The organism is Klebsiella sp. 141251 (assembly GCF_050600725.1).
Lineage (GTDB): Bacteria > Pseudomonadota > Gammaproteobacteria > Enterobacterales > Enterobacteriaceae > Klebsiella > Klebsiella aerogenes.
Window position 1 is genome coordinate 69,783 of the sequence record NZ_JAQIRG010000011.1, and the last position, 25,008, is coordinate 94,790.

Here is a 25,008-nt window from a genome sequence, read left to right on the forward strand (position 1 = left end):
TTCAGGGTTTATAATCGGTTAGTCGCTGGGTATCATTTATAACTATTTGATAAATATATTTTTAATATAAAAATGTTATTTGTTTTGAATAAAAGTATCACAAAATGATCTGGGTTTTGCGTAGTTTTCCACTGTTTTTTGCGCTTGTAAATGGTTAACTTATCGGCATGTCGAAAGGGAGTAATTGCTATGAAAGTTGACTGGCTTTTCAAAAACGTCACGGTGATCGACGGGAGCGGCGGGCCGCAATACCGTGCCGATGTGGCGGTGAAGGGCGACCGAATAATCGCTATCGCCCCGGCGCTGGACGTCGCGGCGGAGCAGGAAATTGATGGCCAGGGGCGGGTACTGGCGCCGGGCTTTATTGATGTGCATACCCATGATGATATCAACGTTATCCGCATGCCTGAGTACTTGCCGAAGCTCAGCCAGGGGGTGACGACGGTGATCGTCGGCAACTGCGGGATTAGCGCGGCGACCGCCACTATGCGCGGCGAGGTGCCGGACCCGATGAATCTCCTTGGCGAGCAGCAGCACTTTATCTATCCCACCGTGGAGGCTTATGCCCATGCGGTTGAAGCGGCGCGGCCGTCGCTGAATGTCGGCACGTTAATCGGTCACACCGCGCTGCGCAATAACCATATGGACGATCTGTTTCGTCCGGCGAACGAGACGGAAATCGCCGGCATGCGCGTACAGCTACGCGATGCGCTGCGCCAGGGGGCATTAGGGCTCAGTACCGGGCTGGCCTACGCCAGCGCCTTCCAGTCGACCACCGAAGAGGTGATGGCGTTGGCGGAAGAGCTAGCCGCCGGGAAGGGTGTCTATACCACCCATTTACGTTCAGAGTTCGAGCCGATTCTTGAGGCGCTGGACGAAGCCTTCCGTATCGGCCGTCACGGCAACGTGCCGGTGGTGGTTTCGCACCACAAGTGCGCCGGGGCGAAAAACTGGGGGCGTACCAAAGAGACGCTGGCGTTTTTCGATGAGATGCGCCAGCAGCAGGATATCGCCTGCGACTGTTATCCCTACTCCGCCAGCTCGTCGACGCTGGATATGAAACAGGTGACCGATGAGTTTGATATCGTGATCACCTGGTCCGAAGCGCAGCCGGAGCAGGCGGGGAAAACGCTGCAGCAGATCGCCGATGAGTGGCAGGTGAGCCTGCACGAGGCCGCGGCGCGGCTGATGCCGGCGGGCGCTATCTACTACAACATGGATGAACAGGACGTACGGCGGGTGATGCGCTATCCGGTCACCATGATTGGCTCTGACGGGCTACCGAACGATCCGATGCCGCATCCGCGCCTGTGGGGCGCCTTCCCGCGGGTACTTGGTCACTATAGCCGCGACGAGCAGCTATTCCCGCTGACTACCGCGGTACACAAGATGACCGGGCTGTCGGCGGCGCGCTTCCAGCTGGCGGATCGCGGGCTGGTGAAAATTGGCTACTTCGCCGACCTGGTGCTGTTTGACCCGCAGACGGTGCGCGATGTCGCCAGTTTCTCCGACCCGAAACGCCCGGCGGACGGCATTGAGGCGGTGATGGTCAACGGCGTGATGAGCTACGGCAGTGATAAGAAAATTACCGGGCGGGCAGGGCGTTTCCTGCGCCGTCGGATGGACTAAGGAGTTGAGTATGAGTATCAAACGTTATGGCGTGGAAGGCGGTACCGGAACCGGCGGTCAGCATCTGCCGTTCGCCCGCGCGGTGGAAGCGGGCGGTTGGCTATATGTCTCCGGGCAGACGCCGATGAAAAATGGCGAAGTCGTGGAAGGCGGCATCGTCGAACAATCGCGGCTGGCGATCCAGAACTGCGTCGACATCATGAGCGAAGCAGGTTACGGCATGGCGGACGTGGTGCACGTGAAAGTGATCCTCACCGACGCGCGCTATTTTCAGTCGTTCAATAAGGTATTTCGCGAGTTCTTTGGCGATAATCCGCCAGCGCGCATTTGCTGCGTGGCGGACCTGGTGGTGGATTGTAAAGTAGAAGTGGATGTGACCTGTTTTAACGCTGCGCGACAATAACGCCCGAAACCTAAAAATAAATCCCTCCCTTTGCGGGAGGGAGCATCAAAAAAGTGTGATATCGGCACCAGAGTGAATAAATAAATCGGTGCCACTGGGTTCGCTATGCCTTTTTTCAGGCATGGTTCCTGTTAACTCATAATATTCAGCGGCACGAATATTATTTATTACGTCTGGATGTGAGCCATGAATAATATGTCATTTATGATTTGGTTTTCCGTTTATGCCTGCGCGATGATTACCTTAGGCTGGTACGTTTCGCGCAAACAGAAAACCGGCGAAGACTTTTTACTTGGCGGCCGTTCGCTGCCGATGATCCTCACTCTCGGTTCGACGGTCGGCACCATGGTGGGCACCGGCTCCAGCGTCGGCGCCGTCGGCTTTGGCTACAGCAACGGCTGGGCCGGGATGCTTTACGGCCTCGGCGGCGCGGTGGGGATTCTGCTGGTGGCATGGTTATTCGCTCCGGTACGTAAACTTCGCTTCATGACCATGAGTGAAGAAATGTCGTATTACACCGGCGGCAGTAAAATAATTAAAAACCTCGTCGCGATACTTATTTTTATTGCCTCTATCGGCTGGCTGGGAGCGCATATATTAGGTGGCGGATTATATCTGGCGTGGGCCAGCGGCATTGATATTAATGTCGCGAAAATTATTATCGCGCTGGCTTTTGTGGTTTATGTCGGTATTGGCGGCTATTCCGCGGTGGTGTGGATCGATACTATTCAATCGATCGTGCTGTTCGTCGGCTTTATTTTAATGGCGGTACTCGCAGTCCATCACGTTGGCGGCTGGAGCCATATTCAGCAGGCCGTCGATCCGGCGGCGCAAAGCCTGTTCGCGGTCGATAAATTAGGCGTGCTGCCGGCGCTATCGCTGGCGATGGTGATCGGCGTCGGCGTGCTGGCGACCCCTTCTTATCGCCAGCGTATTTACTCGGCGAAGACCGTCTCTTCGGTACGTCAGTCCTTCACGATTACCGGCCTGCTGTATTTGGGATTTTCCTTCCTGCCGGCGATCATCGGTATGGCGGTATGGACCATGAACCCGCAGTTGGAGAACAGCGGCTTCGCCTTCTTGTTTGCCACCCAGGTGCTGCCGCCGGTGCTGGCGATGGCGATCCTGATTGCCGGCATGTCGGCCAATATGTCTTCCGGCAGCTCTGATGCCATCGCCGCGGTGTCCATTATGCTGCGCGACCTCTACACCCTGGTGACCGGCCATATGCCCGCGCCGGAGAAAGCGATTCGCCTGTCGCGGATCTTCCTGGTTCTGGTGATTGCGCTGGCGCTGCTGTTTGCCCTGACCTCCAACGACATCATCAGCTATATCACCAAAATGATCTCGATGATTATGTCCGGGATGTTTATCTGCACCATGCTTGGCCGTTTCTGGACACGCTTTAACTGGCAGGGCGCGGTCGCTGCGCTGGCCGGCGGCGCCGGGGCATCGGTTGCGGTGCTGGTGGATAGCGACTGGCTGGCGTTCTGGGGCAACCCGTGTATTCCGGCGGTACTGACGAGCCTGGTGGCTTCGGTTGTGGTGACGTTAGTGACCCCGGCCAGCAGCCTGAGCCGCGAGCAGGCGCTGGAAATGATTACCCACGAACGTGAAAGCCGCCCAACGCCGCCGCCGCTGCCAATTGGCAAACGTCATACCTCACGCGGGTAAGGGGCCATCATGAACGAGTATATTGCCGTCGATTGGGGCTCTACGCAGCTGCGGGCATGGCGGATGCGCGATGGCGAATGCATCGACAAGCTGAAGCTGCCTTACGGCATCACGCGCCTGAACGGGCAACGCGCCGAAGCGGTTTTTCAGCAGCAGCTGGCGCCGTGGCGCGGCGACCCCGCACTGCCGGTGGTGATGGCGGGCATGATCGGTAGCGATGCCGGTTGGCAACCGGTGCCTTATCTGGCCTGCCCGCTGGCGCTGGAGGCGCTCAACGGTCAGTTACATGAGGTGGCGGAAAAAGTGTGGATCGTGCCGGGGCTGAAAGTAGCGCAGGCCGCAGAGTACGACGTGATGCGCGGCGAGGAGACCCAGCTACTGGGGGCCTGGCAACGGATGCCCGCGGAGTGTTACGTGATGCCCGGCACCCACTGCAAATGGGTGCAGGTGCAGAACGGCGTGGTGCGCCAGTTCGCCACCGCGATGACCGGCGAACTGCATCACCTGTTGCTTAACCATTCGCTGCTCGGCCAGCAACTGCCGGCACAACAACCTGATGACGCCGCTTTCGCCCTCGGTATGGAAAAAGGGCTAAATCAGCCGGCGCTGCTGGACGGGTTATTCAGCGCTCGCGCCGCGCGGGTGTTAGGGGCGCTGGCGGCAACTTCGGTGAGCGATTATCTCTCCGGGCTGTTGATTGGCGCGGAAGTGGCGACCTTTAGCGAACGCTACCGCGCCAGCCGCGTGGTGCTGGTTGGTGAGCACTCGCTCAGCGCACGTTATCAGCAGGCGATGGCGGCACGCGGATTGGCCGTTTCTTGTTGTTCCGGCGAGGCGGCGTTTCTTTCGGGTATGGCGAGGATGATAGATGGACAAGGTTAAACTGGTGGCGATTTTACGCGGTATTCAACCCGATGAGGCGGCGGAGCATATCGCCGCGCTAATCGATGCGGGTTTTCGCTATATTGAAATTCCGCTTAACTCGCCGGACTGGCAGCAGAGTATTCCAGCGATGGTGCGCCAGTTTGGCGAGCGGGCGGTGATTGGCGCAGGGACGGTGCTGAAGGTTGAACAGGTTGATTTTCTGGCTGAAGCCGGGGCGAAGCTTATCGTGACGCCCAATACGGCCCCGGCGGTGATCCGCCGCGCGGTAGATAAGGGGATGCTGGTGTGCGCCGGCTGCGCGACGGCCTCCGAGGCGTTTAGCGCGCTGGATGCCGGGGCGCAATGGCTGAAAATCTTTCCGTCATCGGCATTCGGCCCGGACTATATCCGCGCGCTGAAAGCGGTGTTGCCGCCGGAGGTGCCGGTGCTGGCGGTCGGCGGCGTGACGCCGGAAAATCTGCACAGCTGGCGTCAGGCGGGCTGCGCGGGGGCGGGATTAGGCAGCGATCTCTACCGCGCCGGGCAGCCGTTGGCGCGTACCCGCCAGCAGGCGCACCGCTTTATCGCCGCCTGCGGCGATTAATCGCCGAGCGGCAGTCGGTCGACGCCGTCACGGTGGTCGTCGAGCGCCAGCTTAATGCGGCGCAGACGGTCTTTCGCCTGCGGTTTATTGGCCATCGCCAGCTCGGTGGCCAACACATCTACCATCGCCAGCATCGCATAGCGTGAAGCGCTGGGCTTAAAGATATAGTCGTTTTCGCTCACCAGTAGCGGCAGCACGATATCGGCCTGCGCCGCCAGCGGTGTTTCCGGCGGGGTAATGGCAACAATTTTCGCCCCGTATTGCCGGGCGATGGCGGCGCTTTCGATCATCTCTTTGGTATAGCCGCCGAGCGACAGCACAATCACCACATCTTTCGCCGTCACCGCTGAACTCATCATGCGCACCAGCAGGCCGTCGCTCTGGCTGACTACCGGCAACCCGAGGCGGAACAGGCGATACTGGATCTCCTGCGCGCAGATGGTCGAACCGCCGCCCATACCCAGCGCAAGCACCTGACGGGCGTCGCTAATCCATTCCACCGCGCGTTTCAGCGCCGCAAGATCCAGCGCCCGGCGGTTGGTTTCCAGCACGCTGATGATCGACTCATAAATTCCCTGTACGCCTTCCAGATCCGGCACATCGAGAATAAAGCGCTGACCAATGGCCAGCGACTGGGCGAGCTTCATTTTCAGTTCGCGCACGTCTTTACAGCCCAGCGCACGCGCAAAGCGCGTCACCGATGCCTGGCTGGTGTCGGTCAGGCGCGCCAGTTCGGCAATCGGCATTTCCGCCGCGGCGGCGACGTCGTCGAGAATAAACTGCGCAATGCGCTTTTCGGTCGCGGTCAGCGCCATAAAGCGGTCGGTGATGCAGGAGATGATATCGATCGAGTAGGCCATTCCGGGTATCAGGTTATGTATTGGGAATGGTACTTTGTACCATATACCGGTGACAAAATCAGCGCGGCGCCTCTCGCGGCGTTAAAAATCAAGGCGCATCGCGCAGCGGGTTTCCGCCGTCAGGCCGTGCTCTGCTTCCAGCGCGCGTTTCGCCGCCAGCCCTTCGGGTAGGTGCAGTTCATTGAGGATGGTGAAGCCCAGCCGGGTATAAAAGGGCGCGTTCCACGGTACCTCGCGAAAGGTGGTGAGCGTCACCGCCGGGAAGCCGTCGCGGCGGGCGGTGTCGATAGTTTGGCTAAGCAAGGCGCGGCCAATGCCCTGGCCCTGCCACTGCTGATGGACGGAGATTTCTACAATAAATAGCGCATCGTCCAGCGGCTCGCTCAGCAGGAAACCGACGGGCCTGTCGTCAGCGAGCGCCAGTAGACTGTGGCCGGTTTCCAGGTATTGCCGGTGCTGTTCAACGCTCATCACCGGGCTTTCCGCCAGCCAGGCGAAAGCGGGAATGCGCGCAAAGGACTGTGCCGCCGAACGTTCCAGCGCGGGCAGCTGCGGCAGATCGCGTTCTTCGGTCAGGCGAAAAGTGATGGTGGGGTTTATAGTGTTAGTTTTCATTGCCTCAGCATAGCAGCCTCAGGGAGAAATGCATGGAGTTCACCGCCGTTCCTGCCGTCCAGTTTAGCGGCGCGCAGTTGACTACGATTTTGAATGACTGCTTTGCCGATTATCTGGTGCCGGTGTCGATGTCGGTAGATCTGTTTGTACAGCGCTTTAGCGCCGAAGGGTTAAACCTGTTGCAGTCTAAAGTGTGGTTGGCAGGAGATGAACCGGCCGCTATCGGGCTCATCGCCCGCCGCGGGCGCGATGCGCGGCTGGCGGCTTTTGCTATTCATCCCGGCTTTCGCGGCAAAGGACGAGGGCGACAATTGATGACTTCGCTTATCGCCGATTTACGCGCTCAGGGCGTACAGCGAATGTGGCTGGAAGTGATCCGCGATAATCACCGGGCGGTGGCGCTGTATCAGTCATTGGGTTTTACCGTGCGTCACGGGCTGTGCGGCTATCTCAGCGCGGCGCAAGCGGAGCCGCGTGAGTCCACCCTGGAGGATTACGATTTGCTGAGCCTGCTGCGTCATGCAAGCGTAGAGCTGGAAGGACAACTGCCGTGGCTGCTGGATCCGCTGACCTTTATTACCTTGCCCTGTCGGGCGTTGACGCTGCAGCAGCAGGCCTTCGCCGTGCTGGCAACCACCGCCAGCAAGCCGCAGCTACAGTTTTTATGGCTGACGCCGGCGGCGCGCGGACGCGGGCTGGGGCGAGAAATGCTGCTCGCGCTGGCTCAACAGTTTCCTGGACTAAGCACTTCGGTGACCATCCCGGAAACCTTCACGCCGCTGTTTAAATCGGCGGGCTATGCGCCGCTGGCGCTGCAGCAGTACGAGATGTGCCTACCGTTGAACTAGCCCGGCGGCGGAGCCGGGCTACGGGTATTAGCCTTCGCGTCTGACGATTTTAATATCCACCATGCCAATGCCTAACTGGCGCGGCGCGTGACCGACAATGTTGCCTTCGTTGGTGGACTGCGGTTCCGGCGGAGTGATAGTTAAGGTGTTGCTGCGCGCCGGATTGTCGAAATGCAGCGTTGTGGTGGTCACTTCATTGGCTAAAGTAAGTACTTGCTCACTTTTCCCGACGCGTACCGGTATCGGCTGGTTGGCGTTCGGGCCGAAGGCTTTGGCGGTGATCACCAGGTCGAATTTTTCCGGCAGTGGCTCTTTGTACTCAATCTTCACTTCGTCTCCGAGCTGAGCGTTGGACCAGCGTCCCCATAGCTCAGGTCGCGAGATGCCGCTGAACTGTTTGACCTCTTCCGGCGCGCCGGCGACGTTAAACACGAAACTGTCGGCTTTGTAGCGAATATCGTTATCGACAATTTTCAACGTATCGACGTTGCCTTTATAGCGCTCCATATCGATGACGGTATCTTTGAAGGCGGTTTTGCCCTGCCACTGTGGTTTATCGACATGCTGTACTTTTTGTTCGCCGCCCAGTTGTCCTTGCGAGACACACCAGTCGGTGGACAGCGCCAGTTCCGGCCGCCACAGTTGGCCCATCTTGTAGCAGCGGTCGACCCATACGAAGTTGTCGCGCGGGGCGAAGTCCGCCAGCTGGAAGCGCAGCGGTGCCGAGTATTCGCTTTCCGGAATCGGTTCGACGCGCTGATCCGAGACCCGCAGCAGCAGCGGCAGACGGAAGTGGCTACCGGAGAATGCGATCATGTTCTTCTGCGAGTCGATACTGAAGCTCTTAATCTCCTTCGGGAAATTCCACAGACGAATGACATCTGGCTTCCAGGCCAGCACTTTCTCTTTCATATTCATGAAAATGGTTGAAAGCGATTCGGCGGAAAGGCTGCTGCGGCCGAGGCCGATATAGTTATCGCCGCCGAGAATATCCAGCACCGTTGCGCCGTTATCCATGGTATTACGCTTCACGGCCAGCACATCCTGTTGAGGCTGGTCGCCGCGCAGGATAAAGAACAGATTGCTGCGATCCTGTTTGTTCAGATAATCCCAGGCGCTGTTTTTCATCGCCAGATGATCGGACGAGACCACGATGACCGTATTTTTGAAGTACGGCGAGGCCTTAATCTTTTCAATCAGCGCGGCGATGTGCTCCTGGCTACAGGCCACGGCGCTGAAGGAGAGGTTCTTTTTGCCATCCATGTCATAGCGTTTGCGCTCGCAGGTGCGCGAGATAAAGCCGTCAGGGTGGTGGGTATCGACGGTGAGGGCGAACAGCGAGAAGCGTTTGCCGGATTGGGAGAGCTCTTCGAACTTTTTCCACGTTTCGTCGAGCACGGTGTCATCGTAGAAGCCCCAGTCGTTGCGGTAGGACGGGTCGGCCACCGTTGTTTTCAGCTCTTCCGCGCCGAACAAGTGATCGAAACCGTGAGATTTGAGGAAAACGTCTTTACCGGCAAAACGCAGGTTGGCGCCCTGCACAAAGTAGTTTTCGTAACCGGAGTTTTTCAGGATATCGCCAAGGCAGATATTTTGCGGGAAGAAGCTGGATACCGCCGCGGAAGCGTTGCCTTCGAACGGCGCGAACAGCGGAATACCGCACTGGGAAGCGACCATACCGGCGATGGTGTAATCGGTGCCGGGAAGCTGTGCGGTGTTGCTGAAATCCAGCCCTTCGCTTTTGATTTTACCCAGTTCCGGCGTCAGCTCCGGGAAAGCCTCGTTATTGAAGTAGGTGCGTTCCAGGCTCTCGCCGTAGATATAGACCAGATTCAGATGCGGATTGTTGATGCTTTTCGACGGCTCTTTGTAGTAAGCCGTGAAGTCCGGATCGCCGTCGCGGGACTGCGATTTCACGAGTTCGGTGATTTGGCGGAACGCCGGGCTGGCATCGACGGAGGCCAGCGCCAGTACCAGCGCAATCAGGCTGTAGCCAAAGTGATGCGGATGATGGCGGCGACGGCGTAATATCCAGCCGAGAGCGCCAAATACGGCGACCAGCGCCAGCACCAGACCGATACCTGGCAGAATATATTTACTGACGCCCGCGCCGGTCAGGCTGTTGGTCAGGGTATAAAGTACCGCGTCGTTAATACCGTCGCCGGTGAAGTAGTCGCTGGCGTAGAGGGTGATATTGAGCACAACAAACAGCCCCAGCACCGCAAGAGTGGCAGAAAACCACCAGGTATTGCGACCGGCTTTCCAGGCATAGATCACCACCGAGGCGAGAAACAAGGCGATGGATAACAACTCTGACACAGCTAACCCTCATGTGCGCCAGCGGCGGGCTGGCCGGATAGATCGATTTTCACGCTACACTGTAATGGCAGCGTCTTTCTGCTGCAATTGTAGTGTCATGAAAGTGTGCTGTGATTCAGAATTGGTTTAGAAAGCGTCTTTTTTGTACGATGTCTCATCCTGTCATAGCGCGGAAAACAGGAGCAGAAAAGTAAAAATAGCGATTGCGGCCGCGCTGGCAACGCTAAAGCGCCAAACGCGGCATCGGCGGGGAAATTTAAGACAGGAAATTAACGCCCTGTTTCAGCACCAGGTCACAGGCCTTGGTCTTCACTTTTTCAGCCAGCGGGCTGCTGCCGAGGGTGTTGAGATTCAACTGCTGGCCGTTATTGCTGCTCAGCAATCCCTGTAGCCCTTCCAGATAACCGGTATCTTGTTTCTGTTTCTCCGGCGTGCTCAGGCCAAGCTTATCCAGTACCTGGTTTTTCACGTTGTCGGCGTTGGTGACCGAGGTCAGTTTTTTTTGCGCGCAGTAAGAGAGAATGCCGGCGGCATTGTTCATGCTGCTGGAGGTGAGCGCCTGGTTGCCGCCGTTGAGCAGGCTGGTTAAGGACGACATAGACATACCGCCGCCGCTCTGTTGGGAACTGCTGCTGAGCTGGCTGGCGGCGCTATTGAGTGAGTCCTGCCAGGAGGCGGCGTAGGTGGGGGGCGCCATCAACGCGCCGGCTGCGATAGCGGCGCAAAAAGCTGTCTGCAAAGATTTCATAAACGTACTCTTCGTCGTTACTTAAGAATCTCTTCAGTATAACGCCGCTTGAGCTCGGAAATCTCTCAATACTCTTTACCGGTAACGCGATCGCGGTAGCTATCCCAGGTGAAGTTCACCCACAGGCTATTGCCGAGGCGCATGCGATCCATGACGCGTTCGCCGAGCAGTTTGTTCATTTCGTCCATCGTACTGTTGGTCAGCATGCCGGTTGGACGTTTCGAGGAGGAGCGACGATCGACAATCTGGTTGATTATCACTTTCTCGTAGCGCGATTCCGTTTGCATACCGATTTCGTCGATAACCAGCAGATCGACCCGGCTCAGGTCGCTTAGCAGTTGCTCTTCGCTGGTTTCCCGATTACCGAAGGTATCTTTCATTGCCGACATAATATCGGCGACGGTGATGATTAATACTGATTTACCGCGCAGCAGCAGCTCGTTGCAGATAGCGGCGGCAAGATGATTTTTACCGGTGCCCGGCTTGCCGGAGAAAATAAAGCTCGCGATGTTGCCGTCAAACTCTTCAACGTACTGACGAGCGCGGGACAAGGCGATCATCTGCCCGTCGTTTTCGACGCGGTAATTATCGAATGAACAATTTTGATGTAAGGGGCGGATCCCGGAGCGGTTAAAGGTGCGCTGCATTTTCATCGCCCGGTTTTCCCGCTCCAGCGCCTCCGAACGCAGCTTGCCTTGTTCTTTTTGCCAGGCCAACAGCTCTTCGCCGGTTTTAAACGCCGGTTGCACGTGGGCTGGCATCATTTTTTGCAGGCGCTTCATAAGATCGCCAACGTTTTTCATGCTCATCCTCGGAAACCTCGCGGGATCTGGTTATCGGGTTCGCTAATGGCGTTTACGTCGCGCTTCGGCTGCCCGCCGTTGCTGGCGCGGCCAATTTGCACACTACGCGCCAGCTTTTGCTGCCACTGCACGTGGTGGAAAACTTTGCCTTCCGCTTGCCAGTAGGCGACGAAGGCGGCCAGTTCTTCCGGGGTGACCGGCTGCGTCAGGGCGATGCCCCATAACGCCGCCAGACGTTGAAAATCGGCATCCGGCTGCCAGCCGGCATACATAGCGAATTTACCCATCGGCACGGCGACGGGCGCGGCGCTCGGCTCGTCAAAGAACTGCGCATCCAGCGCGATATCGCTGGTGGGGCGCGCCAGTTTCGCTTCCAGCTCCAGCAGCTGCGCCAGGCGCTCCGGCGTCAGCGCGTAAAACGCGGGGGCGTTATTGGCAAACACGGCGACGGCGCCGCTGGCTGATTTTTGCAGCCTGGCCGTGTGGTTCTCGACGAAATCGTCAAGACCGCAAAAGTCGGTGGTTAAAATTCGTGAAGACATAACGCTATCTCAACTCTGAACAGCAAAGAGTGGGGGAATTGCTGACATAGTAGCATAGTGCGAGGCCAGGAAGCAGCGCTGCCGGTTACACGCGCGGGCGTTTGCGGTACAGCCACAGCCCAGGGATAGAAAGCCCGATAGAGAGCGCCCCGACGATGGAGGAGGCTTTTAAAAAATTGCTCAGCAGCATAATCATCATCTCCTCGGAATAACCAAAATGGCTAATTTTGACGGCCGAGATCATCGCCGTATAGGCCGAAATACCCGGAAACATTGGGATCACCGCGGCGACGGTAAATATCTTCGGATGCGCCAGATACCAGCGCGACCACTGAATGCCGATACTGCCGACCAGTAACGCGGCGAGAAAGGTGGCCCATTCAATGTTGAAGCCTGCGCTCATCATTACCATCCGCGAGCCGTGGCCGATAGCGCCCAGTAATGCGCACCAGCGCAGCGCGCGCTGCGGGACGTTGAACACCATCGCAAAGCCGACAGCAGGGATGGCCGCCAGCGCCATATCCTGCGCCAGGTCGAAAAGAAAAGAGATTATGCCCATCCGCGTAGCCCCCACACGGTCATTGCCATCACCACCCCGATACAGGTCGCCAGCGTCAGCAGGCTGGCGATCGCCCAGCGGGCCAGCCCGGTATTGATATGGCCCTTGAACATATCGGCGACGGCGTTAATTAACGGAAAGCCGGGAACCAGCAACAGCACGCTGGCGGCCATGGCGATAGTCGGCGTGTCGCTAAATGTCGGCAGGCGCAGCATCAGCCCGGAAATCGTGGTGGCGACGAAGGCGGTAATGCAGAAATTAATCTGCGGATGCATGGAGCGATGGGTCAGCAACTGGCGAATATACATGGCGACGGTGCTGGCAAAGAAGGTGACCACCGCGCCATCCCAACCGCCGTTGTTCAATTTACAAAAGCAGGCGCAGGAAAGGCCAACCATCAACACCAGCAGCCAACGCGGGTAGCGTAGGGGTTTAATTTGCGCGAAGCGCTTCTCGACGTCTTTATAATCCAGCAGCTTATGTTCGGCCATGATCACGATATGCTGTACCTCCGTCACCACGTGCATGTTAATTCCGCGATCGCTGTTTTTGCGCGTGGACGTCAGGCATTCACCATCTTTAATCGTCGTTAGCACAATCGCGTTAGAAGAGATGGCGCTCTCAACGCTATCCATGCCTAATGCCCGCCCAAGCCGGGTAGAAAGCTCTTCCACCAGCGCGCTTTCCGCGCCGTGCTGGAGTAAATAAAGGGCACACTGAATACACAGCCGGGTGATGGCGCGCTGTTCTGATTTATCTACCTGCATAAGTACCTGCTGTCCGCGTCTCTATTGATACTTTTACCTGAACTCCACCCCGTTGTGCGGCGTGCGGGATCAAACAATGTGCAAAAATTGCTCCATCAATGGCGTTGGCTGAAATTTGAACCGCGCCACACTTTCGTCACTTCGTTGGAAAGTGCAATTTTTACCGCCATTCATCCCTTCTTTTTCCCGTTTGAGTTATCAAAAATGCATCTGTGAACTTTTAATAAACAAAAAAAAAACAAATAATTAACTTTCGAGAGCGAGTACCCTATGAGAACACAGGTTGCCATTATTGGCGCGGGCCCGTCGGGGCTGCTGTTGGGCCAACTGCTGCATAACGCTGGTATTCATACCGTTATCCTTGAGCGTCAGAGTGCGGAATATGTGCTGGGGCGCATCCGCGCCGGGATACTGGAAAATGGCACCGTCGAGCTACTGCGCGAAGCAGGGGTGGCAAAGCGAATGGACGCGGAAGGGCTGGTTCATCATGGCGTAGAGTTTTTATTTGAAGGCCAACGAGTGCCGGTACCGCTCAGCGAGTTGACCGGCGGTAAAAGCGTGATGGTCTATGGTCAGACCGAAGTCACCCGTGACCTGATGGCGGCAAGACGCGACAGTGGCGCGCCGATTATTTATGGCGTTAGCGAGGTTGCACTCGAAGATGTTAAAAGCGATCGGCCGGCAGTCTCATACGTAAGCGGCGGCGAAAAATGTCGCCTGGAGTGCGATTTTATTGCAGGTTGCGATGGCTTCCACGGCGTTTCGCGGCAAACCATTCCACGTGACATTCTCAAAGAGTATGAAAGCGTGTGGCCGTTTGGTTGGTTAGGTTTGCTGGCGGATACGCCGCCGGTGAATCCGGAACTGATTTACGCCCATCATGAACGCGGGTTTGTATTGTGTAGTCAGCGCTCACTCACCCGTAGCCGCTATTACCTGCAGGTGCCGCTAAGCGATAGCGTCTCGGCGTGGTCTGATGAACGCTTCTGGGATGAGCTAAAACGCCGTTTGCCGGAGGATCTGGCAAATAAGTTAGTAACTGGTCACTCACTTGAGAAAAGTATTGCGCCGCTGCGCAGTTACGTCGTTGAGCCGATGCAGTACGGCAGACTGTTTCTGGTCGGCGATGCCGCGCATATCGTGCCGCCAACCGGCGCAAAGGGGCTGAATCTGGCGGCGTCGGATGTCAATTATTTATGGCGGATCCTGCGCGAATATTATCACCATGGCCGCGAGGACCTGATCGCCAGCTATTCACGCTTTGCTCTCGACCGCGTGTGGAAAGGAGAAAGATTCAGCTGGTTTATGACTCGCCTGTTGCACGACTTTCCTGAACAGAATGAATTCGATAAAAAAATGCAGGCCGCCGACCGCCGCTACTATCTGGGTTCTCGCGCTGGGCTAACGACCATTGCCGAAAACTATGTGGGGTTGCCGATGGAGCGCGTCACGTAACGACAAACGAAAACTGGAGAGACCATGTTAACCGCGAACACGATTCCCGTTTTTACCTTGTATGGCGAAGAGCGCGGTTGGCCGACGCCGGATCTGCTGCATTGCGAATCCATTTTGCAGCGCAGCAGCCTTTATGAGTGGCATATCCGCGTACATCAACATGCCGAAATGGTACAGCTGTTATATCTGCATAAGGGGCGTGCTGAAATTGAAATTGAAGGCGTCACCAGGGTGATGACCGAAGCCTGTATTCAGGTCGTGCCGGCATTATGCATCCACGGCTTTCGTTTCTCGCCCGGTACCCAAGGGTTTGTCCTGTCGCTGTCGCAGCCGTTGCTGAGCCGCTTTGAAAACCAGTTTGGGCGTACGCTTGATGTGCTATCGCAGCCGCAGTGCGTGGCGGTGAAACGCTCCCGCGGCCATATTCGTTCACTGTTTACCGCCTTGCGTGAAGAGTATTGCGAGGAGCATGATGCGCGCGAAATGATGCTGCATTCGCTGCTGGGAGCACTATTGGTATGGTTAAATCGCCAGTGCCAGCCGACACCAATGACAGAGGACAAAGCAGAGCGTAAGCGCAGCGTCATGCGGCATTTTTCACGTCTGATTGAAAGCCACTATCGGGAACATCTGCCGCTGGCTGAATATGCAAGGCTCGTGGGGCTCTCCACAACGCATTTAAATTATTTGTGTCGTGAATTTCATGGCTGCAGCGCATTAGGCGTATTACATCAACGTTTAATGTTAGAAGCACGGCGTAACCTACAATATACCAGCATGACTATCACCCAACTTTCTGATTATTTAGGATTTACTGATGCTGCTTATTTTTCGAGATTCTTTAGGCGCTATAGCGGGATCTCACCGAAAGCATTTAGGAAAGAAATTAAATAAGTTATTTATTTAATTTTTAAGGTAATTTTACTAATGAGGGTTTTAATTTTTTCTAATTTATTGATGACATCATTTTGTGTTAGGGTAAATCGCTGGTGAGAGTAATGCTAATATATCTCTCATGGTTATGGAATGAAGTTCAGGGCATACGTCATGCCCGCCAGGGACGATAAAGATTCAATTGGCAAATAATATTTATTGTAGCCATTCATCCATTACTTATTTGGGTTTGAATCTTTGACAGGAGGTGGAGGTTTTATGTTGCCAGGACAAGGTAAGTTTGGCGTCATCATTAGTAGAATACCGGTTATGCAATCGGGTTTGAACGCTATTTTAAGGGAGCATCTCCCTGATTACGATTTGAGTTTCTGTGCTTCACAGGATGAACTCACGCTACTTCAGCTTCGGCGCGCCGTGCTGGTCCTCGTCGACCTCTCCGGTCACATTGAACACCCGCGAGATATTTGTGAGCATTATTATTCATTAATGAATCAATACCGGGACATTCACTGGATCTTTATGGTTAGTCACTCCTGCTTTCCACTGGCAGTTGAGTTTTTGATGCGGCCGGAAAGCTCTCTGATTTCTGATAGCGAGCCGGTTAAACGTTTCATCGAGGTCATCCGTGCTGGTAAAGCTTCTGCCGAAAGAATTAGTCAGACACTTTTTTCACCCGAGATGGACAACTTAGGTGATGATGCTAGTGATACGGTCATCTTAACCTTTTCAGAGCGCAAAGTTTTGCGGCTACTGGCAAAAGGGTGGGGAATTAACCAAATTGCTGCCTTGCTGAAAAAAAGCAATAAAACGATAAGCGCGCAGAAAAATAGCGCCATGCGCCGACTGTCGTTACGCAGTAATGCAGAAATGTATGCCTGGATCAATAGCGCTCAAGGAATGAAGGAACTGAATCTGTATTCAGCCTATGGAGATAACACGGAATGGAAAAAAATCTCACAACACGATGTGTCGCTATCGTAGAAAAATGCGCAATGACTGAAATGGCGCTTCGTTATATTTTAGATAACGAAGCAGGTAAAAAATATAGCATTCATTTTTATAAAAATACTCAGGCCTTAAAGCGTGAATTCGCTTCCAAAAACTTTATCGCCGTTATCTTTTCCCTTTCCGGTAGTCGACGTATTCGTCTGGAAAGCCTGCTTTTTTTACATGAAATAGCGCAAACACGCCCCGAAATACAGCGAATTGTACTGGCGGATAATACTGCGGAAATGCGTCTGATCAGTCATCTGACACCTTCAAGCCCGCAAACTATTTTGAATAAATCATCTTGTCTTACTCGTTTGCAGGAGCGTTTACTGCAGCTGATCGAGCAGGCGCCGCTGGATAAAGAAAGCATTCTGGAGCGTAGCAATAGCTCCTGCGGGCAAATTCTTAGCCCGACGGAGCATACGATACTTCGTTATATGACCTATGGTTATTCGTTGCCCGAAATCGCTACCCAGCTTGATAGAAATATCAAAACTATTCGCGCACATAAATTTAACGCGATGACCAAACTGGGCGTTAACTCTGATATTGGCCTGCTCAGCGCGGCGGACATTCTGCTGTGTCTGCCGGCGAATAACGACGATGGGCAGGGAATGTGCCTGGCGCAATAATTGGCAATTTACAGACAGACGTCAACCCAGTCGGCTTCTGTCAGTTGTGCCATGCGCTCAGGCGAAATTCGTACCGCGCTATGAATGGCACCTGCTGCCGGTAGAACTTCGGCATACTGCTTGAGTGAAACATCACAATAGACCGGCAGAGGGTTTTCCAGGCCAAACGGACAGACGCCGCCGACGGGGTGGCCGGTTAGCGTAACAACTTCATCACTGCTGAGCATCCGCGCTTTTGCGCCGAAGGCGTCTTTCAGCTTCTTGTTATCAAGGCGAGCATCGCCTTTAGCGACGATCAATATAACCCGATCTTTTACCTTTAAAGATAAAGTCTTAGCGATTTGCCCCGGCTCGACACGATGCGCGGCGGCGGCAAGCGCAACGGTCGCCGTACTTTGATTCAACTCGATGATTTCAATATCGGGGGCATGTTCAGCAAAAAACTGCCTCACGGACTGCAGACTCATGGGGTTCTCCTGGTAGTTATCCGCTTAAATCTGTCACAAGGCCGGAAATCTGTAAATATTGTCGATGGATAATCAGGAATTATTCCGATTTCTGGATCTTCTTCACAATCGCCGCAACCGGTTACTGTAACCGGTTGCAGGATCGCGCTCGTCGATGAATACTGACAGGGTAACTCCCTGTTCCAAAGATAACTAACAGCCGCGCATGAGATGTTCCTGCTGACAATATGGCGACCTGACATCCCGGTCAGCCACAGTCCGTAGGCAGTTAATTTCAGCATAGCGGCAAGATTACCGTTGTTGGGCCTGTTTCGATAGCCTGTCAGGAGGGCTGCTATGTCTGCAAACCATGCTGCGTTTAATCTGATATTTCGCTTTGTAGAGAACTATATAAGTCCCGTTGCCGGGCGCATTTCTTCGCAGCGCCACGTCATGGCTATTCGTGACGGATTTATCTCGGCCATGCCGTTTATGATCGTAGGTTCCTTTCTCTTAGTCTTCGCTTATCCGCCTTTTTCACCGGATACCACCTGGGGCTTCGCCCGTGCCTGGTTGGATTTAGCCAAAGAGTTCGAAGGACGCATTCTGACGCCTTTTGATATGACCATGGGCATCATGTCCATTTATATCTGCGCGGCAATTTCCTACAATCTGGGCAAACATTATGAAAAGGCGCACCAGCTCGATCCTTTCATGTGCGCCATGCTGTCGATCATGGCGTTCCTGCTGATCGCTGCGCCAAAAACCAATGGTAATCTGCCGGTTGATAGTTTGGGAGGCACCGGGATCTTTACCGCGATCCTGGTGGCGATTTACTGTGTAGAGATGATGCGTTTCTTAAAGGCGCACAACATCGGGATCCGTCTGCCGGATCAGGTGCCGCCGATGATCAAAAACTCATTTGATCTGTTGATCCCAGTTCTGGTGGTGGTACTGACGCTTTATCCGCTGAGCTTGTTTATCCAACATCATTTCGACATGCTGATCCCGCAGGCAATCATGGCTATCTTTAAGCCATTGGTCTCTGCCGCAGATTCATTACCGGCTATTTTACTGGCGGTTTTGATTGGCCACCTGCTATGGTTTGCCGGGATTCACGGGGCGGCGATAGTCTCCGGTATGCTGCAGATGTTCTGGCTCACTAATCTGGGGATGAACCAGCAAGCACTGGCGCAGGGCGCACCGCTGCCGCATATTTTTATGGAAGCGTTCTGGACGTTCTTTATTGTCGTTGGCGGTTCCGGCGCCACGATGGGGCTGGTGTTCTGTTATTTGCGCAGTCGTTCTGCGCATTTGCGCTCGATCGGTCGTTTAAGCGTGGTGCCAAGCCTGTTTAACATTAACGAACCGGTTATCTTCGGCACGCCCATCGTCATGAACCCGGTATTCTTTATTCCGTTCCTGTTGGCGCCGATGGTTAACGCAGTCATTGCCTGGGCGGCCATGAAGTTAGATCTGATCGGCCGTGTTATCTCCGTTGTGCCGTGGACGGCGCCGGCGCCGATTGGCGGCGCATGGGCTTTGGGATGGGATTTCCGTGCGGCGATCCTGGTCGTTATTCTCGCTTGCGTGTCGGCTATCATCTACTTCCCGTTTTTTAAGGTGTACGAAAAGCAGCTGCTGGCGCAGGAAGCTGAAGAGGCGCAGCGCGCGGCGCAGGAGAACGAGCAGACCGCGTAAAATAATAACGGGCGGCATATTGCCGCCCGTCAGATGATTACTTTAACGTGCAGTCGCCGCATTGCTGAACGTCCGGCAGGCGATAACGCTGACAGCAAGTTCGGCGTACCAGTAGACCTTCACGCAAGACCACCGTTCGCCACAGCGGGTTATCCTCGCCACTGGTCTGCTGCTTTGCAAAAAAACAGTGTTGACGTAACGCGTTCACCTGCTCGTCGCCAAGCAGATTTTTCATTTCACCGAGATACCAGTTAATCAGATAGCCGGTATTGCTCCAGATAAGCTTACCGTTAATGTCGCCGGTCGCTTCCAGCGCTTCCACCACCGGTTTCAGCGCTTTATTGACCAACATATCCATACGCGCTTGTGCGGAAAGCGTCAACGCATCATGGTTGGCATGCACGTCAATCCAGAAGCAGGCCGCGCGCCCGCTTTCATGGAATTCAACGCGGAAATGCTCCGGTTCAAGGCTAATAGCCTGTTCTTCAGTGAGTAACGCCAGCATCAGCGGCGGCACCAGCAGGCCGATATACCACTGCGCCCACAGTGAAAGCAGGGGTTTTTGTTCGCGCGGCTGGCTGGGTTGGTGACGGTAAATATGGTCGGAATAGGTGGCCAGCAGCGAAGTAAGGGTAGTAGGTTGTGACCATTCCGCGAGGGTTAGGGCACGCGGCGGCGCTTCTTCATCCAGACGCAGGAAATCCAGCAGATGCGGGCGTACCGCCGCGATCTTTTCCCGTACCGCATTCGCCAATGCATGCTCGACGGGCGCAAGCGGCGCACGCCAGATGATTTCATCGCTGAAGGAGAAGGTACGGTAAGCCATCAGATTTCCAGATACAAATCTAAATGATAATGATTGCTGATACTAGTTGTTCGTTGCAGGGAGCGCAAGCGATTTGTCAGCGCCGCATATCCCTCGCGGCGGGCTGGAGGGGTTAGTTGACGAGAATGATATTACGCCCCTGGTTTTTGGCTTCATATAGCGCGCTATCGGCGCGTTTTATCGCACTGTCGATATCGCCATTCACCAACGGGGTCATACCGATACTGATGGTGACATTGGTGGCGACGCTTTCATTAAAACGGTGTGCGATTTTTAAATCGTAAACCCGCTGGCGAATACGCTCTGCTGTCTGGAATGCGGTTTCCGCCGTGCTACTGGTCAGTACCACCATAAACTCTTCACCGCCAAAGCGAGCGACGATATCGCGCGAGCGCACGGAATTACGAATCGCCGCCGATACCTGAATTAGCGCCTGGTCGCCCATCATATGGCCATAGTTATCGTTGTAGGCTTTGAAGTGATCAATATCCAACAGCAAGATGAAATGTTCGCGAGTATCCACCGTCAGGATGTTATCCAGCCGGTTTTGCAGGCCACGACGGTTATACAGGCCGGTCAATGGATCAAGCATGCTGAGATCGTTCAGGGTGTTACGCTCTTGCAGCAGTTTATCCATTAGCCCTTGGGTAAAATTATCGCTGCGCTTTTGCATAATGTTCTGCAACGTAATTCCGGCAACCGGCAGGACAAAGCAGTAAAACATCCGCATCCATTGTTCTCCGCCAGCCAGCGCCAGACACACAATAAAAGTGGGTAGGGAATGTAGAGTAAAGGCAATGATATTGTTAGAAAAAGCGATAGTTCCAATAAACAGAATGCTTAATAAGGCGATAACCAGGAAGTTAAAATGCGGTGGCGGTAACAATGAGGCTTTTATTACGATGTGCCAGGCCCATAGCATGCCAAATAACAGAGAAATAACAGGAATATTTATTTTCTGTTGTGGGAATTTCCAATTCCATAACAAGAGGCCCAGGCTGGCCGCGCATATCAGCGCACACGGTAGCGTGACGGTGACAATGGTAAACAGCGGGCTGAGCAGCGACAGAGCGGCAGAAACACAATTAAGTAATAAAAAAAGTCGTAAGGAATACTGATATTTTTGCTCGTAATGAGCCCGCCAGGTTTGTGCAGTCATATTGGTACTATCATTATTAGTAGTTAAGTTTCAAGATGATGGCTGCCAAAGGGGAAAAATATAAAACAACACGTAATATAAGGCTATCTGCGCAAATGATCAGACAATTTAATATATAGATTTAATTTGCTTAATTTATCATCCCAATGAATGTATGTCATTACTCCTGAGTGCAAGAGTAATAAAAGTTAAACGGCCTGGCATGACAAATGATAAAAATTATCATATGATATTGGTTATCATTATCGTTGTGAGAGGCGAAACCATGTTGCAGCGAGCTTTGGGGAGTGGTTGGGGAATTCTGCTGCCGGGCGTACTGGTGATGGCGTTAGGCATAATTGGCCTGCCGGTAGAAGCCTGGCGCGTGATGATTGCTCTGGGATTACTACTATCGGCGGCAATGATCTGGCACCGTCAGTTGCGTCATTTCGTACTGTTGCCGTCAAGCGTAGCGCTGATCGGTGGAATGATGCTGATAATGTTGAATTTGAAGCTGATGGGATAAAACAGAGAAGGGTAAGAATATTGGTGCGAGGGGGGGGACTTGAACCCCCACGTCCGTAAGGACACTAACACCTGAAGCTAGCGCGTCTACCAATTCCGCCACCTTCGCACAGTATTCTTAATCTGATATCGCCTCGTTGGTGCGAGGGGGGGGACTTGAACCCCCACGTCCGTAAGAACACTAACACCTGAAGCTAGCGCGTCTACCAATTCCGCCACCTTCGCACAGTGCGAGCGATATCAACGTGGATTATGGTGCGAGGGGGGGGACTTGAACCCCCACGTCCGTAAGGACACTAACACCTGAAGCTAGCGCGTCTACCAATTCCGCCACCTTCGCATACCATCGACACTATAAAAGTATCGTTACCACGGAGGCGCATTCTAGTGGTTTTCGGCGACACGTCAATAGTTAATTATGCAGGTTTTCTCGATTGCTGCAAAAATGGGCTATTCAGAGCCCAGGGAAGTACCGGCGGCACGTCGAGCATGCCGCCGATAGGAAACGAAGATTATTTCTTCGCCTGGCGAGTCATCACCGTGCGGTAAACTTTGAAACGGCCGGTTTGGGCGATTACTTCATGAAAACCAAACGTCTCATCCAGCACCTGCGGATAGGGCAGGAAGGCGTTGGCCACGATACGCAGTTCGCCGCCGCTGTTCAGATGGCGGACCGCGCCGCGGATCAGCGCCTGCGCCGCTTCAAGGCTGGTTTGCAGGCCGTCGTGGAATGGCGGATTTGAGATGATCATGTCAAAACGGCCGTTGACCTCAGAGAAGACGTTGCTGGCAAAGACCTCGCCTTCAAAACCATTCGCGGCAAGCGTCGCGCGGCTGGCTTCGACCGCCGGAGCGCTAACGTCGCATAGCGTCAGGCGTACCTTCGGCGAATGGCTGGCCAGTACCGCGGCCAGCACCCCAGCGCCGCAGCCGACATCGAGCACTTTGCCTTTGGTATGCGGTTGCAGAGTCGACAGCAGCAGTTGGCTGCCAACATCAAGGCCGTCGCGGCTGAACACGCCCGGCAGCGTTTTAATGGTCAGGTTATCGAGCGCGTACTCGTTCCAGTACTGTTCGGCGTTGAAGGAGGGCTGTTTTTCCAGACGGCCGTGGTAGAGACCGCAGCGGCGGGCGCTATCCACTTTATTCAGCGGCGCGTATTCGGCGAGCATTTGCTCGGCGCTACGCACGCCGCTGCGGTTTTCGCCGATCACGAAAATATCGATCCCCACCGGCAGCAGAGAGAGCAGGTTCATCAGCTGGAACTGCGCTTCCGGCTTGTTCTTCGGCCAGTAGTAGATCAGGGTGTCGCAATCGGCGACGTCGGCGGCCTCGGCGACTAAGCTAAAACGGACGTTATCGCCCATCTGGCGATTCAGGACCTGCCAGTGGTGGAATTGTTGGGTATGAGCGCGGCTGGCCGCGGTATCCAGACGTGCAGGCAGGTCATCCTGCAGGTCACCGGCAAACAGAACGCGGGCGGACTCGAAATCATCACTGTGGCGCAGCAAGACTTCACTTGCCGGGGTAAAAGCTGACATGAAACACTCCTTCAATAAGACTGGCGCCGATTATAGTAGTTTGTTGGCGCAGATACGACGGATTTGCTATATTGCGCGCTTGTTTAACAGGAGTGTTTCGCTATGACTTCCCGACGAGACTGGCAATTACAGCAACTGGGGATTACCCAGTGGTCGCTGCGTCGCCCAGGGGCGTTGCAGGGCGAAATCGCTATCTCGCTTCCTGAACATATTCGTCTGGTGATGGTGGCGGAAACCCCGCCGTCGCTGACTGAACCGCTAATTAGCGATATTCTGCGCGCGCTCTCGATTAATGCCGATCAGGTGCTGCAACTTACGCCGGACCGGGTAGCCATGCTGCCGCAAAATAGCCGCTGCAACAGCTGGCGACTGGGCTGCGAGACGCCGCTGTCGCTGGCGGGCGCCCAGGTCTCGACGCCCGTTTTTGATGAACTTCAGAGCAGCGTGCCGGCTCGCATCGCGCTCTGGCAACAAATCTGCGCACATGAACACGATTTCTACCCTCAGCACGGCTGATTTATCCAAAGCCTGGCAAATCGAAAAACGCGCCCACGCTTTTCCGTGGAGCGAACAAACCTTTGCCAGCAATCAGGGTGAACGTTATCTGAATTACCAACTAGCAGTTGATGGGGAAATGGCGGCCTTTGCCATCACCCAAATTGTCCTTGATGAAGCGACGCTTTTTAACATCGCCGTCGACCCCGCATACCAGCGCCGCGGCCTGGGACGGGAACTGCTGGAACATGTTATTGATGAAGTCGAAAAACTCGGCGTCGTTACGCTGTGGCTGGAGGTGCGGGCATCGAATGTCGCCGCCATCGCGCTCTACGAAAGCTTAGGCTTTAACGAGGCGACTATCCGCCGCAATTACTACCCTACGGCCGATGGGCGTGAGGACGCAATTATCATGGCTCTGCCAATCAGTATGTAAGACAAGGTGAAACGATGAAATGGGACTGGATTTTCTTTGATGCCGATGAAACGTTGTTTACGTTTGACTCTTTCAGCGGCTTACAGCGGATGTTTCTCGACTATAGCGTGACATTTACCGCCGAAGATTTTCAGGACTATCAGGCCGTTAATAAGCCGCTGTGGGTGGATTATCAAAACGGCGCCATCACCTCGCTACAATTACAGCATCAGCGTTTTGATAGCTGGGCGGAACGTTTGAACGTCCCCCCGGGCGAACTGAACGACGCTTTCATGAATGCGATGGCCGAAATCTGCGCGCCGCTGCCGGGCGCCGTATCGCTGCTGGATGCGCTGCAGGGCAAGGTAAAAATGGGCATCATCACCAACGGTTTTACCTCGTTGCAGCAGACTCGTCTGGAGCGTACCGGCCTGCGCGATCACTTTGATTTGCTGATTATTTCTGAGGAAGTCGGCGTCGCGAAGCCGGATGCGCGTATCTTCGATTATGCGCTGGCGCAGGCGGGTAATCCGTCGCGCGACAGGGTATTGATGGTCGGCGATACCGCCGAGTCGGATATCCGCGGCGGCGTCAACGCCGGGCTTGCCACCTGTTGGCTGAATGCGCACCAGCAAACGCTGCCGGCAGACCTGCAGCCCGACTGGACGGTGACCTCTTTAAGCGAACTGGAGCAACTCCTGTGTAAACACTAATT

General features: G+C 54.7%; 28 protein-coding genes and 3 tRNA genes. 15 read left to right on the forward strand and 16 right to left on the reverse strand.

What is annotated here, in order from left to right:
• Positions 1 to 32 precede the first annotated feature (32 nt).
• Complete coding sequence (locus tag PGR09_RS21400; RefSeq protein ID WP_042929906.1) at positions 33 to 212, reverse strand: hypothetical protein; 180 nt, start codon at positions 210 to 212, stop codon at positions 33 to 35.
• Here PGR09_RS21400 and PGR09_RS21405 point away from each other — a divergent pair.
• The 5 genes from PGR09_RS21405 to PGR09_RS21425 all read left to right on the forward strand — a co-directional run bounded on the left by PGR09_RS21405 (position 190) and on the right by PGR09_RS21425 (position 5,174).
• Positions 190 to 1,629, forward strand: coding sequence for an N-acyl-D-amino-acid deacylase family protein (locus tag PGR09_RS21405; RefSeq protein ID WP_047078023.1), 1,440 nt, complete (start codon positions 190 to 192; stop codon positions 1,627 to 1,629). The two genes, PGR09_RS21400 and PGR09_RS21405, sit on opposite strands and share 23 nt — an antisense overlap.
• Before the next feature lie 10 nt (positions 1,630 to 1,639).
• On the forward strand, positions 1,640 to 2,032 hold the full coding sequence (locus PGR09_RS21410; protein WP_047043872.1) for a RidA family protein: 393 nt from the start codon (positions 1,640 to 1,642) through the stop codon (positions 2,030 to 2,032).
• A 186-nt stretch (positions 2,033 to 2,218) separates the two neighbouring features.
• Positions 2,219 to 3,706 carry a sodium:solute symporter family protein gene (locus PGR09_RS21415; RefSeq protein WP_047043874.1) on the forward strand — a complete coding sequence of 496 codons (1,488 nt, stop codon included), beginning with the start codon at positions 2,219 to 2,221 and terminating at the stop codon, positions 3,704 to 3,706.
• Between the two features lie 9 nt (positions 3,707 to 3,715).
• Positions 3,716 to 4,588: a 2-dehydro-3-deoxygalactonokinase gene (locus PGR09_RS21420; RefSeq protein ID WP_047043876.1), complete on the forward strand. Its 873-nt coding sequence runs from the start codon at positions 3,716 to 3,718 to the stop codon at positions 4,586 to 4,588.
• Positions 4,575 to 5,174, forward strand: coding sequence for a 2-dehydro-3-deoxy-6-phosphogalactonate aldolase (locus PGR09_RS21425; RefSeq protein ID WP_430916498.1), 600 nt, complete (start codon positions 4,575 to 4,577; stop codon positions 5,172 to 5,174). Before PGR09_RS21420 ends, PGR09_RS21425 begins: the two co-directional genes overlap by 14 nt.
• Here PGR09_RS21425 and PGR09_RS21430 read toward each other — a convergent pair.
• Entirely contained in the window at positions 5,171 to 6,034 is an 864-nt protein-coding gene (locus PGR09_RS21430) for a MurR/RpiR family transcriptional regulator (RefSeq protein ID WP_015368411.1), read from the reverse strand. The two genes, PGR09_RS21425 and PGR09_RS21430, sit on opposite strands and share 4 nt — an antisense overlap.
• 81 nt (positions 6,035 to 6,115) lie before the next feature.
• Positions 6,116 to 6,649 carry a GNAT family N-acetyltransferase gene (locus PGR09_RS21435; RefSeq protein ID WP_045395505.1) on the reverse strand — a complete coding sequence of 178 codons (534 nt, stop codon included), beginning with the start codon at positions 6,647 to 6,649 and terminating at the stop codon, positions 6,116 to 6,118.
• A gap of 32 nt (positions 6,650 to 6,681) precedes the next feature.
• Here PGR09_RS21435 and PGR09_RS21440 point away from each other — a divergent pair, with 32 nt between their 5' ends.
• Positions 6,682 to 7,497, forward strand: a complete 816-nt coding sequence (locus PGR09_RS21440) for a GNAT family N-acetyltransferase (protein ID WP_045395507.1) — start codon at positions 6,682 to 6,684, stop codon at positions 7,495 to 7,497.
• A 27-nt stretch (positions 7,498 to 7,524) separates the two neighbouring features.
• Here PGR09_RS21440 and opgB read toward each other — a convergent pair whose 3' ends face one another.
• From opgB to PGR09_RS21470, 6 genes are all read right to left on the reverse strand, one after another.
• Entirely contained in the window at positions 7,525 to 9,816 is a 2,292-nt protein-coding gene (gene opgB, locus PGR09_RS21445) for a phosphatidylglycerol--membrane-oligosaccharide glycerophosphotransferase (RefSeq protein ID WP_430916499.1), read from the reverse strand.
• A gap of 256 nt (positions 9,817 to 10,072) precedes the next feature.
• Complete coding sequence (locus PGR09_RS21450; RefSeq protein WP_430916500.1) at positions 10,073 to 10,564, reverse strand: DUF2501 domain-containing protein; 492 nt, start codon at positions 10,562 to 10,564, stop codon at positions 10,073 to 10,075.
• A 65-nt stretch (positions 10,565 to 10,629) separates the two neighbouring features.
• Entirely contained in the window at positions 10,630 to 11,367 is a 738-nt protein-coding gene (dnaC, locus tag PGR09_RS21455) for a DNA replication protein DnaC (RefSeq protein ID WP_026612409.1), read from the reverse strand.
• A 2-nt stretch (positions 11,368 to 11,369) separates the two neighbouring features.
• Complete coding sequence (gene dnaT / locus PGR09_RS21460; protein ID WP_430916501.1) at positions 11,370 to 11,909, reverse strand: primosomal protein DnaT; 540 nt, start codon at positions 11,907 to 11,909, stop codon at positions 11,370 to 11,372.
• Between the two features lie 85 nt (positions 11,910 to 11,994).
• On the reverse strand, positions 11,995 to 12,468 hold the full coding sequence (locus PGR09_RS21465) for a threonine/serine exporter (protein ID WP_045395512.1): 474 nt from the start codon (positions 12,466 to 12,468) through the stop codon (positions 11,995 to 11,997).
• Entirely contained in the window at positions 12,459 to 13,235 is a 777-nt protein-coding gene (locus PGR09_RS21470; RefSeq protein WP_348876888.1) for a threonine/serine ThrE exporter family protein, read from the reverse strand. Before PGR09_RS21470 ends, PGR09_RS21465 begins: the two co-directional genes overlap by 10 nt.
• A gap of 270 nt (positions 13,236 to 13,505) precedes the next feature.
• Here PGR09_RS21470 and pobA point away from each other — a divergent pair, with 270 nt between their 5' ends.
• From pobA to bglJ, 4 genes are all read left to right on the forward strand, one after another.
• Entirely contained in the window at positions 13,506 to 14,690 is a 1,185-nt protein-coding gene (gene pobA, locus PGR09_RS21475) for a 4-hydroxybenzoate 3-monooxygenase (protein ID WP_063447351.1), read from the forward strand.
• A 24-nt stretch (positions 14,691 to 14,714) separates the two neighbouring features.
• The gene (locus tag PGR09_RS21480) at positions 14,715 to 15,584 is read left to right on the forward strand and encodes a helix-turn-helix domain-containing protein (protein WP_045395518.1); all 870 of its coding nucleotides are present in this window, start codon (positions 14,715 to 14,717) and stop codon (positions 15,582 to 15,584) included.
• A 258-nt stretch (positions 15,585 to 15,842) separates the two neighbouring features.
• Complete coding sequence (locus PGR09_RS21485) at positions 15,843 to 16,565, forward strand: helix-turn-helix domain-containing protein (protein WP_063413920.1); 723 nt, start codon at positions 15,843 to 15,845, stop codon at positions 16,563 to 16,565.
• Positions 16,526 to 17,206: a DNA-binding transcriptional activator BglJ gene (gene bglJ, locus PGR09_RS21490; protein ID WP_045395522.1), complete on the forward strand. Its 681-nt coding sequence runs from the start codon at positions 16,526 to 16,528 to the stop codon at positions 17,204 to 17,206. Before PGR09_RS21485 ends, bglJ begins: the two co-directional genes overlap by 40 nt.
• Before the next feature lie 8 nt (positions 17,207 to 17,214).
• On the opposite strand, the gene PGR09_RS21495 is transcribed toward bglJ, so the two are convergent.
• On the reverse strand, positions 17,215 to 17,673 hold the full coding sequence (locus PGR09_RS21495; protein ID WP_045395524.1) for a YbaK/EbsC family protein: 459 nt from the start codon (positions 17,671 to 17,673) through the stop codon (positions 17,215 to 17,217).
• Between the two features lie 336 nt (positions 17,674 to 18,009).
• Between PGR09_RS21495 and PGR09_RS21500 the strand changes: the two genes are divergently transcribed.
• Positions 18,010 to 19,353 carry a PTS sugar transporter subunit IIC gene (locus PGR09_RS21500; RefSeq protein WP_045395526.1) on the forward strand — a complete coding sequence of 448 codons (1,344 nt, stop codon included), beginning with the start codon at positions 18,010 to 18,012 and terminating at the stop codon, positions 19,351 to 19,353.
• A gap of 37 nt (positions 19,354 to 19,390) precedes the next feature.
• On the opposite strand, the gene fhuF is transcribed toward PGR09_RS21500, so the two are convergent.
• Together fhuF and PGR09_RS21510 are read right to left on the reverse strand one after the other, a co-directional pair.
• Positions 19,391 to 20,179 (reverse strand): siderophore-iron reductase FhuF, encoded by a 789-nt coding sequence (fhuF, locus tag PGR09_RS21505; protein ID WP_213797752.1) that lies wholly within the window; start codon positions 20,177 to 20,179, stop codon positions 19,391 to 19,393.
• A 112-nt stretch (positions 20,180 to 20,291) separates the two neighbouring features.
• A complete protein-coding gene (locus PGR09_RS21510; RefSeq protein ID WP_047065130.1) occupies positions 20,292 to 21,338 on the reverse strand; it encodes a GGDEF domain-containing protein in 1,047 nt (348 codons plus the stop codon).
• A gap of 265 nt (positions 21,339 to 21,603) precedes the next feature.
• Between PGR09_RS21510 and PGR09_RS21515 the strand changes: the two genes are divergently transcribed.
• Positions 21,604 to 21,843 (forward strand): DUF1435 domain-containing protein, encoded by a 240-nt coding sequence (locus PGR09_RS21515; protein WP_045395533.1) that lies wholly within the window; start codon positions 21,604 to 21,606, stop codon positions 21,841 to 21,843.
• A 21-nt stretch (positions 21,844 to 21,864) separates the two neighbouring features.
• On the opposite strand, the gene PGR09_RS21520 is transcribed toward PGR09_RS21515, so the two are convergent.
• From PGR09_RS21520 to rsmC, 4 genes are all read right to left on the reverse strand, one after another.
• Positions 21,865 to 21,951: transfer RNA gene (locus tag PGR09_RS21520), tRNA-Leu, on the reverse strand.
• A gap of 29 nt (positions 21,952 to 21,980) precedes the next feature.
• Positions 21,981 to 22,067 (reverse strand) — tRNA-Leu (locus PGR09_RS21525).
• Positions 22,068 to 22,095: 28 nt separating this feature from the next.
• A tRNA-Leu gene (locus tag PGR09_RS21530) sits at positions 22,096 to 22,182 on the reverse strand.
• A 172-nt stretch (positions 22,183 to 22,354) separates the two neighbouring features.
• On the reverse strand, positions 22,355 to 23,383 hold the full coding sequence (gene rsmC / locus PGR09_RS21535) for a 16S rRNA (guanine(1207)-N(2))-methyltransferase RsmC (RefSeq protein WP_045395931.1): 1,029 nt from the start codon (positions 23,381 to 23,383) through the stop codon (positions 22,355 to 22,357).
• A gap of 102 nt (positions 23,384 to 23,485) precedes the next feature.
• Here rsmC and PGR09_RS21540 point away from each other — a divergent pair, with 102 nt between their 5' ends.
• The 3 genes from PGR09_RS21540 to yjjG are packed head-to-tail and all read left to right on the forward strand — an operon-like array spanning position 23,486 to position 25,006.
• Positions 23,486 to 23,899, forward strand: coding sequence for a DNA polymerase III subunit psi (locus PGR09_RS21540; RefSeq protein ID WP_045395927.1), 414 nt, complete (start codon positions 23,486 to 23,488; stop codon positions 23,897 to 23,899).
• Entirely contained in the window at positions 23,868 to 24,314 is a 447-nt protein-coding gene (gene rimI, locus PGR09_RS21545; RefSeq protein ID WP_015368389.1) for a ribosomal protein S18-alanine N-acetyltransferase, read from the forward strand. The genes PGR09_RS21540 and rimI overlap by 32 nt, the downstream gene beginning before the upstream one ends.
• Positions 24,315 to 24,328: 14 nt before the next feature.
• Entirely contained in the window at positions 24,329 to 25,006 is a 678-nt protein-coding gene (yjjG, locus tag PGR09_RS21550; protein WP_045395924.1) for a pyrimidine 5'-nucleotidase, read from the forward strand.
• The last annotated feature ends 2 nt before the right edge of the window (positions 25,007 to 25,008 follow it).

Excerpts from the sequence above, each read along its gene's own strand:
- yjjG (WP_045395924.1), top strand. The coding sequence starts at position 24,329 with ATGAAATGGGACTGGATTTTCTTTGATGCCGATGAAACGTTGTTTACG.
- PGR09_RS21435 (WP_045395505.1), bottom strand. The coding sequence starts at position 6,649 with ATGAAAACTAACACTATAAACCCCACCATCACTTTTCGCCTGACCGAA.
- PGR09_RS21450 (WP_430916500.1), bottom strand. The coding sequence starts at position 10,564 with ATGAAATCTTTGCAGACAGCTTTTTGCGCCGCTATCGCAGCCGGCGCG.
- PGR09_RS21465 (WP_045395512.1), bottom strand. The coding sequence starts at position 12,468 with ATGGGCATAATCTCTTTTCTTTTCGACCTGGCGCAGGATATGGCGCTG.
- PGR09_RS21420 (WP_047043876.1), top strand. The coding sequence starts at position 3,716 with ATGAACGAGTATATTGCCGTCGATTGGGGCTCTACGCAGCTGCGGGCA.
- PGR09_RS21515 (WP_045395533.1), top strand. The coding sequence starts at position 21,604 with ATGTTGCAGCGAGCTTTGGGGAGTGGTTGGGGAATTCTGCTGCCGGGC.
- pobA (WP_063447351.1), top strand. The coding sequence starts at position 13,506 with ATGAGAACACAGGTTGCCATTATTGGCGCGGGCCCGTCGGGGCTGCTG.
- PGR09_RS21405 (WP_047078023.1), top strand. The coding sequence starts at position 190 with ATGAAAGTTGACTGGCTTTTCAAAAACGTCACGGTGATCGACGGGAGC.
- dnaT (WP_430916501.1), bottom strand. The coding sequence starts at position 11,909 with ATGTCTTCACGAATTTTAACCACCGACTTTTGCGGTCTTGACGATTTC.
- PGR09_RS21500 (WP_045395526.1), top strand. The coding sequence starts at position 18,010 with ATGTCTGCAAACCATGCTGCGTTTAATCTGATATTTCGCTTTGTAGAG.
- dnaC (WP_026612409.1), bottom strand. The coding sequence starts at position 11,367 with ATGAAAAACGTTGGCGATCTTATGAAGCGCCTGCAAAAAATGATGCCA.
- bglJ (WP_045395522.1), top strand. The coding sequence starts at position 16,526 with ATGGAAAAAAATCTCACAACACGATGTGTCGCTATCGTAGAAAAATGC.
- PGR09_RS21425 (WP_430916498.1), top strand. The coding sequence starts at position 4,575 with ATGGACAAGGTTAAACTGGTGGCGATTTTACGCGGTATTCAACCCGAT.
- PGR09_RS21510 (WP_047065130.1), bottom strand. The coding sequence starts at position 21,338 with ATGACTGCACAAACCTGGCGGGCTCATTACGAGCAAAAATATCAGTAT.
- rimI (WP_015368389.1), top strand. The coding sequence starts at position 23,868 with ATGAACACGATTTCTACCCTCAGCACGGCTGATTTATCCAAAGCCTGG.
- fhuF (WP_213797752.1), bottom strand. The coding sequence starts at position 20,179 with ATGGCTTACCGTACCTTCTCCTTCAGCGATGAAATCATCTGGCGTGCG.
- PGR09_RS21410 (WP_047043872.1), top strand. The coding sequence starts at position 1,640 with ATGAGTATCAAACGTTATGGCGTGGAAGGCGGTACCGGAACCGGCGGT.
- PGR09_RS21485 (WP_063413920.1), top strand. The coding sequence starts at position 15,843 with ATGTTGCCAGGACAAGGTAAGTTTGGCGTCATCATTAGTAGAATACCG.
- PGR09_RS21480 (WP_045395518.1), top strand. The coding sequence starts at position 14,715 with ATGTTAACCGCGAACACGATTCCCGTTTTTACCTTGTATGGCGAAGAG.
- PGR09_RS21495 (WP_045395524.1), bottom strand. The coding sequence starts at position 17,673 with ATGAGTCTGCAGTCCGTGAGGCAGTTTTTTGCTGAACATGCCCCCGAT.
- PGR09_RS21470 (WP_348876888.1), bottom strand. The coding sequence starts at position 13,235 with ATGCAGGTAGATAAATCAGAACAGCGCGCCATCACCCGGCTGTGTATT.
- PGR09_RS21430 (WP_015368411.1), bottom strand. The coding sequence starts at position 6,034 with ATGGCCTACTCGATCGATATCATCTCCTGCATCACCGACCGCTTTATG.
- PGR09_RS21540 (WP_045395927.1), top strand. The coding sequence starts at position 23,486 with ATGACTTCCCGACGAGACTGGCAATTACAGCAACTGGGGATTACCCAG.
- rsmC (WP_045395931.1), bottom strand. The coding sequence starts at position 23,383 with ATGTCAGCTTTTACCCCGGCAAGTGAAGTCTTGCTGCGCCACAGTGAT.
- PGR09_RS21440 (WP_045395507.1), top strand. The coding sequence starts at position 6,682 with ATGGAGTTCACCGCCGTTCCTGCCGTCCAGTTTAGCGGCGCGCAGTTG.
- PGR09_RS21415 (WP_047043874.1), top strand. The coding sequence starts at position 2,219 with ATGAATAATATGTCATTTATGATTTGGTTTTCCGTTTATGCCTGCGCG.